This is a genomic window from Limnohabitans simekii (SeqCode), from assembly GCF_965234735.1.
Lineage (GTDB): Bacteria > Pseudomonadota > Gammaproteobacteria > Burkholderiales > Burkholderiaceae_C > Limnohabitans > Limnohabitans simekii.
Genome location: NZ_OZ248542.1, coordinates 332,688 through 350,975, shown reverse-complemented (window position 1 = coordinate 350,975; position 18,288 = coordinate 332,688). Strand labels below are relative to the sequence as shown.

The 18,288-nt window shown below is 56.1% G+C and carries 18 protein-coding genes; 4 read left to right on the top strand and 14 right to left on the bottom strand.

Annotation, left to right across the window (positions count from 1 at the left end):
- Positions 1–10: 10 nt before the first annotated feature.
- Complete coding sequence (locus AC8GFP_RS08235; protein WP_506612094.1) at positions 11–271, bottom strand: flagellar biosynthetic protein FliO; 261 nt, start codon at positions 269–271, stop codon at positions 11–13.
- A gap of 68 nt (positions 272–339) precedes the next feature.
- Between AC8GFP_RS08235 and AC8GFP_RS08230 the strand changes: the two genes are divergently transcribed.
- Both AC8GFP_RS08230 and AC8GFP_RS08225 read left to right on the top strand, forming a co-directional pair.
- Positions 340–753, top strand: a complete 414-nt coding sequence (locus AC8GFP_RS08230; RefSeq protein ID WP_506612092.1) for a surface-adhesin E family protein — start codon at positions 340–342, stop codon at positions 751–753.
- Positions 737–1,555, top strand: coding sequence for a hypothetical protein (locus AC8GFP_RS08225; protein ID WP_506612090.1), 819 nt, complete (start codon positions 737–739; stop codon positions 1,553–1,555). The genes AC8GFP_RS08230 and AC8GFP_RS08225 overlap by 17 nt, the downstream gene beginning before the upstream one ends.
- On the opposite strand, the gene AC8GFP_RS08220 is transcribed toward AC8GFP_RS08225, so the two are convergent.
- From AC8GFP_RS08220 to AC8GFP_RS08165, 12 genes are all read right to left on the bottom strand, one after another.
- The gene (locus tag AC8GFP_RS08220) at positions 1,545–1,985 is read right to left on the bottom strand and encodes a flagellar export protein FliJ (protein ID WP_506612088.1); all 441 of its coding nucleotides are present in this window, start codon (positions 1,983–1,985) and stop codon (positions 1,545–1,547) included. The genes AC8GFP_RS08225 and AC8GFP_RS08220 overlap by 11 nt on opposite strands.
- 17 nt (positions 1,986–2,002) lie before the next feature.
- On the bottom strand, positions 2,003–3,322 hold the full coding sequence (locus AC8GFP_RS08215; protein WP_506612086.1) for a FliI/YscN family ATPase: 1,320 nt from the start codon (positions 3,320–3,322) through the stop codon (positions 2,003–2,005).
- Positions 3,322–3,963: a hypothetical protein gene (locus AC8GFP_RS08210; protein ID WP_506612084.1), complete on the bottom strand. Its 642-nt coding sequence runs from the start codon at positions 3,961–3,963 to the stop codon at positions 3,322–3,324. The genes AC8GFP_RS08215 and AC8GFP_RS08210 overlap by 1 nt, the downstream gene beginning before the upstream one ends.
- Positions 3,956–5,140, bottom strand: a complete 1,185-nt coding sequence (locus tag AC8GFP_RS08205) for a FliH/SctL family protein (RefSeq protein WP_506612082.1) — start codon at positions 5,138–5,140, stop codon at positions 3,956–3,958. Before AC8GFP_RS08205 ends, AC8GFP_RS08210 begins: the two co-directional genes overlap by 8 nt.
- Entirely contained in the window at positions 5,133–6,170 is a 1,038-nt protein-coding gene (gene fliG / locus AC8GFP_RS08200) for a flagellar motor switch protein FliG (protein WP_506612080.1), read from the bottom strand. The genes AC8GFP_RS08205 and fliG overlap by 8 nt, the downstream gene beginning before the upstream one ends.
- Before the next feature lie 27 nt (positions 6,171–6,197).
- Positions 6,198–8,318, bottom strand: a complete 2,121-nt coding sequence (fliF, locus tag AC8GFP_RS08195) for a flagellar basal-body MS-ring/collar protein FliF (protein ID WP_506612078.1) — start codon at positions 8,316–8,318, stop codon at positions 6,198–6,200.
- 16 nt (positions 8,319–8,334) lie between these two features.
- Positions 8,335–8,697 (bottom strand): flagellar hook-basal body complex protein FliE, encoded by a 363-nt coding sequence (fliE, locus tag AC8GFP_RS08190; protein ID WP_506612076.1) that lies wholly within the window; start codon positions 8,695–8,697, stop codon positions 8,335–8,337.
- 16 nt (positions 8,698–8,713) lie between these two features.
- Positions 8,714–10,162 (bottom strand): sigma-54 interaction domain-containing protein, encoded by a 1,449-nt coding sequence (locus tag AC8GFP_RS08185; RefSeq protein ID WP_506612074.1) that lies wholly within the window; start codon positions 10,160–10,162, stop codon positions 8,714–8,716.
- 194 nt (positions 10,163–10,356) lie between these two features.
- Entirely contained in the window at positions 10,357–10,605 is a 249-nt protein-coding gene (locus AC8GFP_RS08180; RefSeq protein ID WP_506612072.1) for a hypothetical protein, read from the bottom strand.
- Positions 10,606–10,611: 6 nt separating this feature from the next.
- Positions 10,612–14,928: a flagellin N-terminal helical domain-containing protein gene (locus AC8GFP_RS08175; protein WP_506612070.1), complete on the bottom strand. Its 4,317-nt coding sequence runs from the start codon at positions 14,926–14,928 to the stop codon at positions 10,612–10,614.
- The gene (locus AC8GFP_RS08170; protein WP_506612068.1) at positions 14,929–15,156 is read right to left on the bottom strand and encodes a hypothetical protein; all 228 of its coding nucleotides are present in this window, start codon (positions 15,154–15,156) and stop codon (positions 14,929–14,931) included.
- Positions 15,119–15,583: a tetratricopeptide repeat protein gene (locus AC8GFP_RS08165; RefSeq protein WP_506612067.1), complete on the bottom strand. Its 465-nt coding sequence runs from the start codon at positions 15,581–15,583 to the stop codon at positions 15,119–15,121. Before AC8GFP_RS08165 ends, AC8GFP_RS08170 begins: the two co-directional genes overlap by 38 nt.
- A 246-nt stretch (positions 15,584–15,829) precedes the next feature.
- Between AC8GFP_RS08165 and AC8GFP_RS08160 the strand changes: the two genes are divergently transcribed.
- On the top strand, positions 15,830–16,120 hold the full coding sequence (locus tag AC8GFP_RS08160) for a helix-turn-helix domain-containing protein (protein WP_506612065.1): 291 nt from the start codon (positions 15,830–15,832) through the stop codon (positions 16,118–16,120).
- Positions 16,117–17,355, top strand: coding sequence for a type II toxin-antitoxin system HipA family toxin (locus AC8GFP_RS08155; RefSeq protein WP_506612063.1), 1,239 nt, complete (start codon positions 16,117–16,119; stop codon positions 17,353–17,355). The genes AC8GFP_RS08160 and AC8GFP_RS08155 overlap by 4 nt, the downstream gene beginning before the upstream one ends.
- Positions 17,356–17,370: 15 nt before the next feature.
- On the opposite strand, the gene AC8GFP_RS08150 is transcribed toward AC8GFP_RS08155, so the two are convergent.
- The gene (locus AC8GFP_RS08150) at positions 17,371–18,288 is read right to left on the bottom strand and encodes a hypothetical protein (RefSeq protein WP_506612061.1); all 918 of its coding nucleotides are present in this window, start codon (positions 18,286–18,288) and stop codon (positions 17,371–17,373) included.

The following is an 18,288-nucleotide window of genomic DNA, read 5'->3' as shown; positions in this document are numbered from 1 at the left end:
CCAAAAGTATTTATTGCGCACGTTGAGCACCCTGTTCTTCTTGAGGAGGGGGATCTGCAAGCCAAGCATGCAGTGTTTGAATGTCGTTGGAAGTGACCGACAGCAGCAAGCGCTGGGAATCGACTTGCACCAAAAGCAGCTTGTGCCGCAACCCCATGGGATAGGCCTCTAGAATTTGGATGCGACGCTGCGCTGCGGGGAGGAGAAAGCCCTTGTTGCGACGCGACAGCCACCACAGGACCGCCGCCAACAGCAACAAGACGAGTGTCATACTGAGAGAGTACTGAGCCCAGTCATAGTTTGGCATGAGCTGCATTATCTATCGCGCGAGATTGAAAAATGGAATTTTTTGTGAAATTGGTGAAATGGCAGTTTTGGCTGCTGATCACACTCGGTGCCACCCCGGTGCTTGCAGCCAACTGGACCGCCACCGGCCTGTCGGACGATGTCGAGTACGGGATTGACCGCAGCTCGATTGCGCGCCAAGCCGATCTGGTCACGGTTTGGACGATGCTTGATTACCGCAAGGTCCAGCGCAACAGCTTGGGCAAACCCTATTGGTCCACCAAGGCATTGATAGAGATGAATTGCAGCAACCGGCAAGTGCGCACCCGGTCCTTGGCTTTTTACAGTGGTCCCAAGCTGACCGGCGAACAGCTCTCCAGAGAAGGCGTGTTTGACCAATGGCGTGCACCGCCGCCGAATTCGCCCGTGTTCAACATCATGAAGTCGCTTTGTGAACCGCAACATTGACTTGCCTCAGCTTGGCGGCTTGTCGGTTTGGCTGCGCGACTTGGCCAATGCCGGTGGCACCGGTGGCCTGAATTGGCATGTGCATGCCGTTCGTTCCTTGCAGCGTTGGATGCCCACGCGTGAACTGATCGCCCAATTTTTAGCGCAGGTTCAACCCACGCAAACCGAATTGCTGCTGATCGGTTGCAGCGCGGGATGGATGCTGCCCACCCCTTGGTTGCTGCGCTTCAAGCGGATTGATGTGTATGACATCGACCCCTTGGTGCCCTTGCTGTTTGGACTGCGGCACGGCCGTGCGCTCAAAGCTGCAGGCATGGCGGTGCACTACCACCGCAAGGATGCGATTGCCCATTTGCCCGCTCTTTTGAAAACCCACCCCCAGGCCTGCTTGTGGTTTGACAATGTCTTGGGTCAGGTGGGGTTTCGCTTGGGCGATGAGGACATGGCCGAGCGTCAACTGGCCCAGCTCAAATCCATGCTCAAGGGCCGGGCCTGGGGCAGTTTGCATGATGTGTATTCAGGCCCGATCGACGCCGACTTGCCCGTGCCGTCTTACCATCCCGTGACCTGGACGCGGTTGGATGACTTGCCGCAGGAGCAAGCCCAAGTCAGGTTGGATGCTGTGGTGATGGACCATGCCGATGCAGCCCAAGCGGTGCTGGGCCGATTGAATGCCAAGGGGGTTTGGCATGACCACGCCACCCAAACGGTGTTTGCCGTGAACACAAGCTGCACCATGATCCCTTGGGCCTTCAAGCCGCACTACTGGCACTGGCTGCAAGCCGCGTGGGTCAAGCCTTGAGGTTGTAGAGCGTCAGCCCCAAGGTGTCCATTTCTTTTTGCTCGCGTTTGCGCTGCCACTGCTGCACCACTTCCAAATCTTTGTCTTGCATGGTTTCCATTTTCATGCGCTGATGTGTGGCTTGCAGCAAGGCCATTTTGGCGCGATCGTAAGCGGCCAAGGCAGCCACCAGGTCTTTGTCCACCCGGTTCACCAGTTCTTGCAAATGCAACATGAATTGCCGGTTGTTGGTGGCGTCCGCCATGCTGTGCAACTTGCTTTGGTTTTCCAAAGCGCGGCGTTTGTAATCGTTCAACAAGTCGTCCATGCGCTGGCGACTGGCTTGCAAATGCTCGACCCGTTTGCGGGCTTCGACTTGCGCTTGCTGCGCCAGCTCTTCATCGTCTTTGGCTTTTTTCACCAGCACAGACCAACAACTGCGGGGTTTCATGGGTCAGGTCTTCCGTGTCATTGGCTGAGCAACTCACGCAACTGCTGTCGCGTGGTTTCATAGTCTTGGCTGATGTGCATGTCTTGGCGCAAAAAACTCACGATGCGGTCGTTCAAGCGAATGGCCTCATCCAACTCGGGGTTGGAACCGCTTTCATAAGCGCCTACTTGCACCAAGTCGACGTTTTGTTGGTAGATGGACCAGAGGCGGCGTAATTTATTGGCCGACTTCATATCCTCATTGCTGAGCAGCGATTGCATCAAGCGCGAAATAGAACCGGTCAAATCGATGGCGGGGTAATGCGCCGAGTCGGCCAGTTTGCGCGACAACATGACTTGGCCATCCAACGAGGCGCGGGCGATGTCAACAATCGGATCGGCGGCGTCATCGCCTTCGGCCAACACGGTGTAGATGGCGGTGATGGAGCCGTGGCCATGACGCCCGACACCACCGCGTTCAATCAAATTCGGCAGCAAAGCGAAAACCGATGGCGGATAGCCTTTGGCGGTGGGCGGCTCGCCAATCGCCAACCCAATTTCGCGCTGCGCATGGGCCACGCGGGTCAGGCTGTCGCACAGCATCAGCACGTCTTTGCCTTGGTCGCGGAAATACTCGGCAATCACATGGGTGAGGTGCGTGGCTTTCAAACGCAACACGGGTGACACATTGGCCGGTGCGGCCACCACCACCGATTTGGCCAAGCCTTCTTCACCCAAAGACTCTTGGATGAAGGCTTGCACCTCGCGGCCACGTTCGCCAATCAGACCAATCACCACCACATCGGCTTTGGTGAAGCGGGTCAACATGCCCAAGAGCACACTTTTGCCCACGCCTGAACCAGCCACCAGCCCCAAGCGCTGACCGCGTCCCAGCGTCAACACGCCGTTGATGGCTTTGACACCCACGTCCAAAATTTTGTTGATGGGTCCGCGCTCCATCGGGTTGATCGGGCGGCCCAACAGGCTGAGGAGTTCTTTGCAACCCGGGTCGGGCTTGCCGTCCAAGGGTTGGCAACGGCCGTCAATCACCCGCCCCAAGAGTTCGGGCCCGAGTTTGACCAGCGATGAATGGCTGAGCACACGCACCATGTCGCCTGGACCGACACCGGTGGGCTCGGTGAAGGGCATGAGGAACAAGACTTTGTCGTTGAAGCCGACCACCTCGGCTTCAACCCGGTGGCCGGTTTGACCGACCACTTCGCAGCAAGCACCCAAGGGTGCCATGACGCCTCGGGCTTCCAAGGTCATGCCCACCAGGCGCACCAAGGTGCCGCTGCGCTGCGGCTGAGGTGTGCGCAAATCGGGCAGGGTGGCTTCGATGTCGGCAGCGAAATCCATCATTGGATTTGAATCATCGAACGAATGGCATTGGCCACCCGGTTTTGTTCTTGCTCGGTCACCAAACGCACGATCATCAGCTTGTCTTCGTAGCTGTTGCCCGCCAGCAGCTCGGCCGGAATGGTGGGTTTCTTCTTCTCTTTCTTCATGCTGTCGCGCATCTTCTTGAGGCCTTCGTCTTCTTCTTCGTCTTCATCGCCAGCTGCTTCCAAGGCCAAGCGCTGAGCCGCTTCATCCGCTTTGCGGGCTGCTTCTTCAGCAGCCAGTGTGGCGCGGCGTGCCATCTCTTCTTCGTGGCCCCGCACCCGTTCAGCCTCATCCACATCAAATTGCGCCAAGGCGGCCAGTTCTTCTTCTGTGAGGGGCACCAAGGGCGTGTGCGCTTGATCGACTTCACCAACAGGCGTGGCCTGCACATCAATCACCAGCTTTTCAGGTGCTGGCAGTTTTTGCGGGCGCGAAGCGTAGTAGCTGTTGAACTGTGATTTGAAGGCAGAGTTCACGGCCAGCTGGGCCATTTCTTCCAGCTCCAAGGTGTTGGGCTCTTTGCGCACCATGGACATGAGCAGGGGACGCACGACAAAGGCCAAAAAGGCCAAGCTCATCACGGTTCGGAAGGCGATATTGGCGAAATCAATCATGGTCATCCTCGTGGGGCGGCTCGTCATACATCATGCGTTGTGGCACATCTTCGACTTGACCATCGCGTTGCGCCAAAGGTTGACGGAAGAAGGCGGATTGCTCGCGCCACAGTTCCGGCTGGTTCAGCAAGCGGTTGGCCATGGTTTGCAACCTGTGTTCGATCAGGTCTTCAATTTGGGTGTCATTGACCACCAAGCGCACACTGCCAGGGTGCAAACTGGGCACAGCCAGCAGTTGCATGTTTTTCAACACCTCGGCATTGATGTCTTGCAAGCGGGCTTTGTCTTGCGGATTGAGTTCGATCACGATGGGCGACTGGCCATGCATGTCAAGTTCATCCAAACAGCGTTGCACCAAACGCTCGATGGCTTGGCCAGACAAATTCAATTCAGCCAGCACCAGTTGCTCGCTGATGTGCACCGCCAAGCGTTTGACCGGCTCGAACAAGGCGTTGGGGTTGTCACTGAAACTGGTGAGTTTTTCATTCAAAGTTTGCAAGACCTTGAGTTGTTCATTCAAGGTTTCGCTGGCCTGCGCTTTGGCCGCATCCAAGGCTGCTTGCATGTCTGCGCGGGCTTGCGCTTTGGCGTCTTCAATCGCTTGGGCATGGCCCGCCTTCAAGCCTTCGGCCAAGCCTTGTTCATGGCCTTGGCTCAGGCCCAGTTGCAGGCCTTCGGCATGGCCTTGCGCTTGCGAGGCTTCACGCGCAGCAGCCAATGCAGCCGAGTCCAATTCAGGGGCGGCGTTGGCATCAAACGGCAACCCAGCCAAGGTGTCGGCCTCGGGTGGCGACCAAAAACTCTCAGGCGTTTGCAGCCATGCGGGGTTTGCCAGTTCGGGCAAGGGCAAGGGGGGGCGAGGCGCGGGCGCAACTTCTTCCAGGCTGAGCGGGACGTCTTCCAACAGCTTGGCGTCGATGACGATTTCTTCGTCGCTTGTGACCGCAATCTTGGGCAGCTTGCCAAATGTTTCCAGCACAAAGTCTTGCGCATCGTCAAACACCTTGGCACTTTCAGGTGTGGCGAGTTGCCGAAACAAAGCCTTGGTGTAGTCCATCTTGGGCACCTGGTCCCAATCGAACTCGCCGAAGTTTTGAATCGGACGCGAGGAAGAATTGAGCCAAGTGTCGTCCAGCCAATGGCGGGGCGCAGTTGGCTTGGGGTCAAGGTTAAACAAAGTCGGCTCCGCCCAAGATCAATTCGCCGGTATCTGACAACTTGCGAGCCAAGCGCATGATCTTCTTCTGTGCGTCTTCCACATCGGCCACACGCACCGGACCACGGGCGTCCATGTCGTCTTTGAACATGCCACGGGCACGTTCGGACATGTTGTCCAAGAACCGCGCCAACACTTCATCGGGTGCGCCTTTGAGCGCCACCATGAGTTGATCAGGTTCGACATTGCGCATGAGCACTTGAATGCCTTTGTTGTCCACGGTGACCAGGTTGTCGAAGGTGAACATCTGATCTTGAATCTTCATCATCAAGTCGACATCGATTTCTTCCAAACCATCCATGACCGAGCGCTCCAAATCGGTTTTGGTTTTGTTCATGATGGCCGCAGCCGCCTTGATACCACCGAAACTGGACGACTTGGAGGACGAACTCTTGGCAAACTGTTGCTTCATGATTTGCTCGAGTTCAGCCATGGCCGAGGGCTGCACCGTGTCCATGGCGGCCACACGCTGAATCGCTTCGGGGCGCACCTCGGGGGGCAAATACACCAAGACATCGGCGGCCACATTGGTGTCCAAGATGGACAAAATGATGGCAATCACTTGCGGGTGTTCGGTGCGAATCATCTCGGCGATGGAACGTGGGTCCATCCAGCTGAGGATGTCCAAGCCTTTGGTGCCTTGTCCCGGCATGATGCGGTTCAACACCGAGTTGGCTTTGTCTTCGCCCAGCGCCAAACGCATGACGCGGTCTACATAGTCGGAGCCGCCCAGGCCCACGCTGTTTTGTTTTTTCAGCATGTCGACGAACTGGTCGAGCACCACGTTCACCGCGTTTTGCGACAAGCTCGAGGCTTGCACCATGGCCGCACCCAGCGCTTGCACTTCCTTGGGACTGAGGTATTTCACAATTTCTGCGGCTTGCTCTTCACCCAGCAGCAGCATCAGCACGGCAGCGCGTTGGGTGGAGGTCATGGCGTCCATTTCGGCACGCAGCTCGGGGGTCCATTGGATGGTGTCGTTGTCAGCCATTTGTTGTCCTTGGTCGCTTGGATGTCATCAAGATTCAATCATGCCGCGCATCACGCTGGCAACGCGGCCAGAGTTGTCGGACACGATCATGCGAATCAAGGCGACTTTGTCATCGTAAGAGTTGGCATTGTTGAGCAAATCAGAAGGGATCGATTGTTTCTTCGGTTTGAGTTTGCCCATGCGTGCTTTGAGGTCGTCCAGCGATTCGCCTTCTTCCAGTTGCACTTCCTCACCGCCGCCTTCAGCTTGCAGCTCCATGGCGGCCAGGCGTTCGGCTTCGCGGGCCGCCTCTTCCTCGGCCATTTTGGTGGATTCGGCAGCAGCGGCCTCTTCAGCCATTTTCGCCTCACGGGCCAGTTCCTCAGCGGCCAGTCTCTCGGCTTCGGCAATCGCTTCGGCTTCACGGCGGGCTTTTTCTTCAGCTTCTTCACGGGCGGCACGTTCGGCCACCACACGGGCAGCGGCCTCGGCTTCGGCAGCCGCTATGCGCTCGGCACGGATCTTCTCGGCGGTGGCGGCTTCGGCGGATGCAGCGGCCAAGGCGGCGGCGGCCAAAGCAGCTGGGTCGACCTCGGGCTTCATCATTTTCTGAATCATGGGTCGCACCACAAACAGCACGAACAACAGGAACAAGACCGCAATCACACCGCTGTTGACCAAGGAGGCCAAGGCTTCGTCTTTGTACCAAGGCACAGCATCCGGGTCCGCAGGTGTCTCGAATCGGGTGGCCACCACGGTGACGATGTCGCCACGTTGGTCATTGAAGCCCACGGCGCCACGCACCAATTGGTTCAAACGGTCGAGTTCTTCTTGGGTGTAGGGGATGGTGGTGGGTGCAGGCGCGCCATCAGCTGGTGGATCCACTTTGGTGCCAGGTGGAATTGGGCGCTCGTTGATCAGCACACCAACGCCCAGTTTTTGAATATTGCCCATGGCGCTCTTGGTGTGGCGCACGGCACGGTCCAACTCATAGTTCTTGGTGCTGCGGGCCACCACTTGCACGCCTTTTTCACTCACGCCCTTGTTCGGGTCAGCCGGTGTGGCGTCAGTGGCCGCAGGGTTTTGCGGTGGGTTCGGTGGGGTGTTGGAGAGCGAGCCTGGAATACCGATCGCATCCTTGAAAGTGTTGCGGTCTTCCACATACAACTCCGAACGGGTTTTGGGACCCTTGTCAGCTTGGTCGAAGTCTTCTGTGGTGATTTCTTCTTGCGTGAAATCGAGTTGCAAACTCACTTGGGCGCTCACATTGGCCTCACCAACAATGGGGGCCAAGAGTTGCACCAAGCGGGTGCGGTAGAGGTCTTCCATTTGCTGCTTTTGCTGCAGCTGTGCGCCAGTCAAACCCAGTGGGGCCTCACCCAGCATGTCGTTCATCAAGGTGCCGAAGTTGTCCACCACCGACACGTTTTCTGGCGCGAGGTAAGGAACGCTGGAAGCCACCAAAGAGATGATGGCTTGCACATTGGCGGAAGACACTTGCTTGCCAGGGGCGCGTGTGATGATGACCGAGGCCTTGGTGGGCACGCGGTCACGCACGAAGACGCTTTGTTTGGGGGCAGCCAAGTGCACCCGGGCACTGCGGATACCGGCGATTTGCGAGATGGTTTTGGCCAGCTCTTGCTCCATCGCATTGTTGTAGCGAACTTGTTCCATGAACTGACTGGTGGTCATGGCAGGCATGTCTTTCAAGGTTTCCATGCCCTGCACTTCGGTGCGGGGCAAACCTTTGGAAGCCAACAGCATGCGGGCTTCTTGGTACTTGTCAGCGGGCACCATGATTTGACCGGTGTTGTTGTCAATCTCAGGCGCGAAATTGCCGGTTTTCAAGGTCTCGATGGCGAGTTGTTTGTCGGCTTCTGGCAGCATCATCGTGAGCGCTCGCATGGGCGGCGTTTTCATCGACATGGAGGCCAAGCCAAATGCGGCCACCACCATCAAGATGACGATGATGGGCAAGACTTTGCGCACCGAGGGCTGACGCACCATGTCGCGGATCATGCCCATGGGGTCGGTCAATGCAGAGTTGCCAACGGGGCGCGGCACCATGGCATTGCTGCTGGAGCGCGGTGCGTTGTCCGAGTCTGTGGTGGTGACAGCGTTGTTGCTGAGACCGGCAGGGGTATTGAGTGTTGCGCTTGCGGTGGCCATGGTGTTCTCTTAAAAGTTAAACCGGCATGTTCATGATTTCTTCATACGCCCGCAGCACTTTGTTGCGGACCTGCAAGGTCGCTTCAAACGCCAGGGAGGATTTCTGCATGCCCAAGACCACATCGGTCAGGGGCACGTCTTCGCCTCGTTGGTAGGCTTCTTGTAAATTGCTGGACTTGACTTGTGTTTCATTGACTTTGTCGAGCAGGTTCTTCACCGACTCGGTGAAATTGGGCAGTTCGACCTTGGGCGCTTGCAGGTCTTGAACCTGAGGCGCCTGAATCTTCAGTTGGTCTACACCACCAGCGGCTTTTTGCTGGTAGGCGCGGATGGTCTCCATCATCGAGTTGACGCTGTTGCCAGAAATGCTGTCGATCATGGTCGTTGCTCCTCAATCAAGCCGCAATGGCCATGTCCATGCCACGTTCGCGCAACTGCGCCAACTTGTAGCGCAGGGTGCGGGGGCTGATGCCTAATTTTTTGGCGGCTTCGACGCGGCTGTCGCTGGCTTGAATGGCAGCCAAAATGACTTGGTGTTCGCTGGCCTTCACCGCTGAAAACAAATCAGCTGGCGGGTTGAGATGGACTTCGCTGTGCATTGGCACGGTGAAGCTGTCGGCAGAAGGCGTGGCAAATTCGCACAATGCGGTTGGTTCCACCGGCACGGCCAGGCTGTCAGCCACAGGGCTGGACGGCGACGACATCGATGCTGGCAGGGCTGCAGACGCGGCGTATTCAAAATCGGCGTCGCCTTGGGTTTCATCGAACATCAGGTGCGCCGGTGTCACAACACGGCCATTGCACAAAACCACGGCGCGTTGCACCACGTTTTCAAGTTCACGCACATTGCCCGGCCAAGGGTACTGCTGCAGCAGCACTTGCGCATCGGCGCTCAGGCTCAAAGGCACGTTGCCTTTTGCATGGCGCGACAAAGACTGCAACACCAAAGGAATGACGTCGCCTGGGCGTTCGCGCAAAGGCTGGATGCGCAGGCGGAAGGTGCTGATGCGAAAGTACAGGTCTTCGCGGAATTCACGCGCTTCGATGGCTTGGCGCAAATCTTTGTTGGTGGCGGCAATCACCCGCACATCCAAATCGATGGAGGCTTCGCCACCCAAACGGTTGAGTTTTTTCTCTTGCAACACGCGCAACAACTTGGCTTGCAAGTGAATCGGCATCTCGCCAATTTCATCCAGAAACACGGTGCCGCCATGGGCTTGTTCAAACAAGCCTTTGTGGTCTTTGTGGGCGCCCGTGAACGCGCCTTTTTCATGGCCGAACAACATGTCTTCAATCAGGTGTTCGGGCAAGGCCGCGCAGTTCAAGGCCACGAATGGGCCTTTGGCGCGGTTGGAGGATTCGTGCAGCACGCGGGCCAAGACTTCTTTACCGGCTCCGGTGGGGCCAACCAACAAAGCCGTGACTTCGGTTTGCGCCACGCGTTGGGCCAGGGCCAACAGGTGTTGGCTGATCGGGTCCACGAACACATAACTGCGGGGTTTGTTCTTGTCAGTATTCAGGCTTTCGGTGGCCAAGCGCCAAGCATCTTCGCTCCACTCGTCGGTTGGCAGCACATGCAAAGCGCCGTAACGCATGGCGTCCACCGCCACTTCCATGCGGCGACGCTCGACGCGGCAGACCACAGGGACATTGAAGCCGAGCTGGCCGATCAGGGTTTGCACTTCACGCAGCAGTTCTGCGCTGTCACCCAAACGGATCACCAGCACATGGGCGCGACGCAAGGCCAAGGTCAGGTCGCCCAGGGTGTTGATGGCATTGAGTTCAATGCCATAAGCACTCAGCTGAGTTCGCTCGGACTCACCCAGTGGACTGAAAGGGTCCAACCAGACGGCTTGAAGGGCGTTAACAGTGGTAGGTTTCACATTGATCAACCAGTAACAAAGGTGTGGTTGATAAGCAATGCATGTGCCAGCTTATTTATTGAGTACTTTTAACCGATATTAAGAGGGTATTTAACCCATAAATCGGTACTTAAGAGGGATGAAGTCGGCATTTCGACAGATCGAAACAACCCGATTCAAACGTATTTTGAGAGCCGACTGACGGTTTTAGGCCTATCGACAACCGTGAGGTTTTGCATCGGTATGACTTTGGCCATGAAACCACGGCAAGGGTGGCCATCGGCGCGAAACACCTCGAAAGAAGGAATCATGCGGCTTTTAAAGCCCATCAACTTGCAACTGTAGGGGTTGCGCGTGTCCCAACTGATGGCAAAGTGTCTGCATTGCCAGCAGTCGGGCGATTTGATGGACGGTTCAGCCCCCATGGTTCATCAACCACCCAAGAGCTTCAGCACAGACTGTTGGCTGGTGTTGGCTTGGGCCAGCACCGCTGTGCCTGCTTGCTGCATGATCTGGTTCTTCGCCAATTCGGTGGATGCAGAAGCGTAGTCGGCATCTTCGATTTGGCTGCGTGACGCAGACATGTTCATGGACACGTTGGACAAATTGCTGATGACATGTTCTAGGCGGTTCATCACCGCACCCATGGTGGCGCGGGTGGCATTGACTTGGTCCATGGCGGCATCCAATTTGGACAGCACCGCACTGGCACCTTCGCGGGTGTTGATGCGCACCGAGCGGGACTCGACATTCAAATCGACGTCGCCCGTGATCTCACCGGTGATGGGACCACCCTTGCCAAAGTCAGCCAAATCAATCGTGATCAGCTGGTTGGAAGATGCGCCGACTTGGAAAGCCAGTCGCCCGACTTTGGGGGGATCCATGTCGGAGCTGGAACGGCCGCCAAAAGTGCCTTCTTGAAAGCCCAGCACAGAGAAATTGCTGTTGACCCCAAAACCGTCGTCACCGGCGCTCACGACAAACGGTTTGCCATTGGCGCGAAGGAGTTTCTCCAGCTCTGAAGGGGGGGCGCCGATGGGCACGGGCAAGCCAGGCATTTGCGGAGCTTGCGCAATCATGCTGACCGTGCCGTAAAGCGTGCGTGCGGTGGTGCTGGTGGCGGTGGCGTCACGAATACCGGTGATCTGGGTGTTGCCAAAATCATTGGCAGTGACGGTGTCCAAAGCCATGGTGGCAGCGGTGGCAACCGAACTGTTGATGACCTTTGCACCAAGCAGTTCGAAGGGCGAACCAGCCACGCTGGAGGTGATGTCCAGCACGCCAGCGGTGCGGGAAACACTCACATTTTTGATGGTGCCTGCCGTGATGGCTGCATTGATGGCGGTCTCTAAAGCAGTTGCCAATGAGGCTGCGGTTGTAGCCGAGGCATTGGCAGAAGTGATGGTGACGCCATTGATCACGACGGATGCGGAATCGGTGACGGCCACTGTGCCTGCGATGTTGATGCGTGAGACTTGCTTGACCGCACCGCCTTGGTCCAAACCGAAATTGGCGGCCGACAAGTCTTTGACGTTCGAGTTGAACCACACCGACGTGTTGCGGCCGTCAGAAACCAAGCTGACACCGTTGCCGTTGTCTGTGGCGGTCACGCCATGTTGCCCAGAGCGCTGATTGATGGCCTCAACCACCTTGGTGCGTCTGGCCGTGCCGGTTTCGTTTTGCACGAACTCGACTTGCACCTCGACGCCATTCAAATACAAGGACTGCAGCGTGGGTGTGGCCAGCACTGGCAAGCTGGTTTGGGTGACCGAGCCTTTGATCTCAGGGCCTTTGGCCTGAGCGCGAACGGCGGTGATGGGGGTTTGAGCGTTGATGGCGTTGGCAATGGCGATGGCACTGGCACTGCGATCATTGCTGGTAGCGGGTGAATCTGAAAACTCGTCATCCGCACTGGTGGTGGGACGGATTTTCACACCGTTGATCATCAGGTCGTCTTTGCCCAAGGGTTTGAAGTCGGCCTTGGCGTTTTCAACCACATTGACCGTGGACACGGTGCTTGTCGCACCGCTGCTCTTGGACACCGACAAGGTGAAGCTGGTGCCCGGGGTGTCCGACTCCAACAAAATTTCACCTATGTTGCGCCCTGCCTTGGCCGTCACGGTCAAGTCGGTGTTGGCGTTGATCTTGGTGATCAATTCATCACGCACCTTTTGCGGGGTTAAATTGGTTGCACCTGTGACTGCGGTGTATTCAAACGTGGTGCCGTTGACTGTGACGTAATAAATATCACCGGCTGTGGGGTTGGTCGTGAAAGTGACGCTGTCAACTTGCGCGACAGCTGGATTCACAATGGGACGCACCACCGTGTTGGCAACGGCTTGGTTGCGGGTGAAGTTACCTTGCACCAAGCCGGCTCGGGTGATGTCACCGGTGCTGTCGGAGGTCAAGACCACGGGAGTTGGGATTTTCGATTGCAACGAAATCGTGCTGGACTGCACACCTTGGCGCATACCGATGCGTGCGCCAAAGTCTTCGGCATTGGCCGATGTTTCAAAGCTCACCTCGATGTTGCGGCCATCGGCAGCCAACAAAGTGATGCCCTTGGTATCTGAGCCAGTGTCAATGGCTTTGACGCCGGTCTTGTCACTGATGAGGTTGATCGCCTTGGCCACAGCCATGCGGGTTTCACGCGGGTTGTTCAAGACCGTGGTGATGTTGGCGCTGGCGAAGCCATTGACAAACACCACCCCATTGAGCACCGAGGTGCCTGACATGGCCGCACCGCTCATCATGTTTTCATTCACCTTGGCAAACACGCCTGTGCCCTCATTGGCCACAAAGTATTCACCGATGGTGTCGACCAAACCCACCAGATTGGTCGAACCCATTTGCACATTGGTGGGCGCCACATTGCCTTCGGCCGCAGCGTAAGTGATGGTGAGCGAGGAATTGCCTGGGATGTAGGTCACCATGCGTCCTGTCGGCTCGCCAAACAAAGGGCTGGCTTGCAAAGCAGCAGCAATTTTGGCTGTAGCAGAGGCCGACGTGGTGTCCATGGCATCCAGTGAGACGCTCACACCTGCGACCATCACGGTCCCGGGTGAGGGTGTGCCACTGAAGGTCAAGGATTGTGTTTCACCACGGGTCACCCCGGTGGAAACAGCTTTTCGGTTGATGGCAGCGGCCTTGGCGATGGCACTGCCGGCCGCATTGTTGGCAGGCGAGACCGAATCGTCGGTGGCATAAGAGGCGCCAATATCAATGCCGTTGATTTTCAAATCGCCAGCTCGCAATGAAGGAATGCTGCCTGCAACATCCACATGGTATTCAAACGCGCGGCCATTCAAACTCACAGCCGTGCCATCTGACTTCTTGAACTCATAGACCATGTCGTCCGAGATCACTTGCGCGTTCGAGCCACTTGTTTTGATGAATGTGACGGAACTGGCTGGTGCACCATTGGTCACCACGACCGTGGGCAATGCACCTGAGCCTGTGACGGACAAATTGGTGACGTTGGTGCCTGTGGTGGCACTTGTGAAAGTGACCGTGGTACTGGTTGACACGGCACCCGAGGCAAAGCCACTCAGGGTACCGCTGAAAGTTCCTTTGGCAGGCCCTGTGCCGCCTGTGCCTGCATAGCCATTGGCACGCGAGGCAAAGTCTGTGGCCACTTCGGCGGCCGTTGCACCTGTTGAGCCGGCCGTGTAGGTCAGGCCACCCAAGGTGATGGTTTGACCCGCTGTCATGGCGTTGAAGGTGACGGCGGAGGTTTCATTCACCGCTGTGTTGTTGAACACACCGGACATGTTGATTGTTTCGCCCTTTTCAGTCAGGAACGATGCGGTCACCGCGCCCGAGGTGTTGACGTTCATGCTCAGAGCGCCACTTTTAAGGAAAGCGCCGTTGTCTTTGAACTGTTCGACACCACTGGCCAAAGCATCTCGTGTGCTGGCCACGGCCATGGCGAGACCAGACGCGGCCGTAATGGCGCTGAAATCGGTGGAAATGGCTGACACGTCGCCCTCACCGGCTGCGTAGGTCACCGTGATGACACTGCCAACCACCGAAACTGAACGGCCAGAGGAGGAATTGAAAGCGCTGTTGTTGCTGAGTGTTTGCTGAATTTTGGCGGCAATCAGATCGGTGGTGTTTTGCACTGTGGCATCAATCACCACATCGACGCCGCCGACTTTGATGGTGCCGCTGGCGAATGTGGTGTTGGTGCTGCTGAGTGTGATGGTTTGGCGTTCTCCTGCATCACTTCCGCCAACCGTGCGTGAGGTGGTGGGGTCGATGAAAACCGTGCCAAATTGATTTTCCGAGGTGACTTTGAACAAAGGCATCTCGCCCACACGTTCTCCAGCAGACCCGCTGAGCACAGGAAAACCGTTCCATTCAGTCGCTTCTGCAATTTGAACAATCTGCTGCTTGAGTTGCTGGAATTCCAAATCCAAGTAACTGCGCTGAGCATTTTCATTGGTGTCGTTGACTGCCTGGATGGCCAACTCACGCATGCGTTGCATCATGTCCGTGATTTCGTTGGTCGCGCCCTCAGCGGTTTGAATCAGGGAAATGGCGTCACCCGCATTGCGCACGGCCTGATTCAAACTGCGAATCTGGTGCGTCATGCGCGTTGAGATGGCCATGCCAGCGGCATCGTCACGGGCGGAATTGATCCGTTTACCGGTCGACAACTGTTGCATCGCAATAGTTTGACTGCGCTCAGTCGACTTGAGCGCCGCTTGCGAAAACAGTGCCTTGACGTTGGTGTTGATGACTGCCATTTACTTCTCCTGACCAGTGAGGTCAATAATGCTATGCAACTGATTAAGCAATCCTTGTGCCAATTTCAATTTCATTCTTTGAATTTGAAAAAAGCCTGTGTTTTCAACTGTTTTGCCGCTGTTTGTTGCCGCAGTGGCAACATTTGTTGCATCAGAGGAAAGGAATTGCCGCATTGCCGCAGGTACTTTCTTATTGGATTTGCGAGCTTTCGCCCACCAGGTCGGCATAGTCTTCCAAAGAAAGACTTTCAGCCACGAGTTCAAGCTGCTCGGGGTAGGCCTTGAGGCCTTTGCGGGCGACTTGCAATGCTTTTGCAGGGTCCAGGTTGCAGCGCAGTGCGCGCACCAACATCACATACGTGAAGGGCTGGGTGTTGTCCCCTTGGATGTCCATGAGTTCTTGCAGCATTTCCACCGCCATGTCCCAGTCTTGCTGAATCAGGGCCAGCAAGCCGTTGATGGCCAGCATGTCTTCGCTGTGGGGATGAATGCTCATGCCGGCGGCGCCCAAGGCGTAGGCCAAATCCAATTGCTCGGTGGCCACCAACGACTGGATGGCTTCGCGGATCTCACCGGGGGTGAAACGCTTGATGTGTTCGGTTTGCAAAAAGCCGCCCACTTGGGCTTGGTTCAACAATTCTTGGATGAGAGACATGAAAAACTCCTGTTGGTGTCGGAAAAATGGCCACAGCGGTTAAGAAGCGGCAGATGCATCCGATGAAGCAAGAGTAGTGCCAGTATTTACTTTATGTAAATCAAGGACTTAGGGTGGTTTTGCATGGGTGCAGGGGTTTGCCGGTGGGGGTTGGGGGACTCAAAATTATCATCTCACACCACGAGTTAGATTCTATTTTTATCTCTATTATGGACATTTATTCAATTTATTGTCCATAATAGCTTTATGCCAAAGAAGCCGCCCGTGGTCTACCCACAAGAACAACAAAATCTCTCCGAACTGGGTGAGCGGCTCAAGCTTGCCCGATTGCGCCGCAAACTGAGCAGCATGGTGGTGGCCCAGCGTGCAGGGATTTCCAGAACATCGCTTTACAAGGTTGAGAAAGGTGATGCGGGGGCCACGCTTGGCACCTATGTGCGCGTTTTGGCTGTACTGGGATTGGATGGTGATATTCGACATTTGGCTGCAGACGATAGGTTGGGCCGAAAACTGCAAGATTTGGATTTGCGACGATGAGCCTGCACACAAACTTGCTTGAAGTCTGGCTGGATTGCGACTTGGCCGAACCATGCCTTGTTGGCACACTGGGCCACGACAGAGGGCAAATTCGTTTTCATTACAACCGCGATTGGCTAGATCAACCCAGCGCCTTTGCTTTAGATCCAGATTTATCACTGGATGATGCACCCTTTTTCCCAAAGCCTGAACTTGGCAACTTCGGCATTTTTTTAGATTCATCGCCTGACCGCTGGGGCCAAACCTTGATGAAGCGTCGTGAGGCGCTTCAAGCGAAAGATGAACAAAGAAATGCACGCACGCTTTATGGTTGGGACTACTTTTTAGGCGTTCAAGACCTGACACGCCAAGGTGGCTTGCGCATCCGAATTCCTGGAACGCCAGAATTTTTGAGCAATGACGTCTTGGCTGCACCGCCAATGTCTACTCTGAGAGATCTGGAAGCGGTCGCTTATCAACTCAGTCATCGCCAGATTGATGATTTGGATGCCCTGCGTAAATGGTTGTCGGTGTTGGTTGCACCAGGCGCATCCCTTGGCGGGGCCAGGCCAAAAGCCAACTTCACAGAAAAAGATGGCTCTTTATGGATCGCCAAATTTCCAGCGCGTGACGATGACCGGGATGTGGGCGCGTGGGAGTTCGTCACGCATCAAATGGCGACAAAAGCGGGTATTGATGTGCCTGAGGCCCGACTACTGCGCTTGAATAACGACTTTCACACTTTCTGCACGAAGCGCTTTGACCGAGCAGGCGGCAAGAGGCGGTTTTATGCCTCGGCCATGACACTGCTGAAAAAAGACCAAAGTGAAGGCAGCAGTTACTTGGAAATGGCCCAATTTCTTCGAACGCAAAGTGATGGCGCTCATTCAGCCAAAGACTTGGCCCAGCTATTTCGACGCGTTGTATTCAATGTGGCGGTTGGCAATAGAGATGACCATCTGCGCAACCACGGCTTTGTATTGGCGGCCACTGGCTGGCGTTTGGCACCGGCCTTTGATGTCAATCCAAGTTCGGACAAGGCTGACCATGTTTTGAATATTGATGCGACGGATCACTTGCCCCAAATTGAAACAGTCTTGGCGACAGCAGGTTTTTATGGGCTGACTGCATCTCTTGCGCAACAAGTGGTGGATGAGGTGTTGGAAGTCACCAGTTGTTGGAGAGAATTAGCAAGCCACACTGGGATTGCAAAGGCTGATATTGAATTAACGGCTCGAGCCTTCATCAGGCGGTGAATGCGCACCTGAAACTCAGACCAAATCTTGCATATGAACCAAGCCCTGAATGGGCAGGCGGCAACGATGCGCCCACGGCGGCAAAGCGCTGAAGGTTTCCCGCCCAGCGGCAGCGGCCACCACCAAAGCGAAGGACTCCACGCCCACCACCCAGCGGGCTTGTGCAATGGATTGATTCAAATCCATCTGCTGGTCTAATTGGATATCTAAAGACCCCTGCGCTTGTATCCAGGCGGTGTATTTGTCTGGCGGGTCTGAAGGATGAGGCCGCAGTGTGATCTGCACGGGACCGTGGCCCACTACTTGCGCCAAATGCTGCACTAAAAAATCCAGGGCTTGAAACTCACCCTGCACGCCCCTGCCCCAGTCGTTGCGCACCGGCTCCAACACGAACAGCAGGTGGCGGCAACCCGCAGGCACTGGCGGAATGTGCTGCACCAATTGCTGCAAATAAACATTGGGCAGCTCTAAAACGGGCACACCTTCAAACTGCGCTTGGGCCAAGCGTGCAGCGGCCTCATCAGCCACCCATATTTGCGTGGGCAAAACCACCACACCATCGCGTTCAAAGCGCATCGCATAGTTAACCCAGTGGTCGATGACAGCGATGCTTTGAATGCCCAAGGATTGCGCTGTTTGCCGGGCTTGGTGTTCGAGGTTGCTGGCCCAACCGGTGCCGGTGAGGACACAGTGACAACCCTCGATGGCGTTCAAAGAGTTGTGCAACACCACATGCGGCAATGGCACAGGATGGTGATACCACGCTTTTTCAGCGGGACCTTGCAAGACCATCTTGAAATGGTGGTGGTCCAAAAGACCCGCTTCAGACCAATGCCTCAACCACGCCAACACCAAGTGCGCTGCACCGGCATCGTGACAAACCACAGCAACGGGAGACAGCAGCGTGGTGGGCAGTGGAATGGATTGAGACAA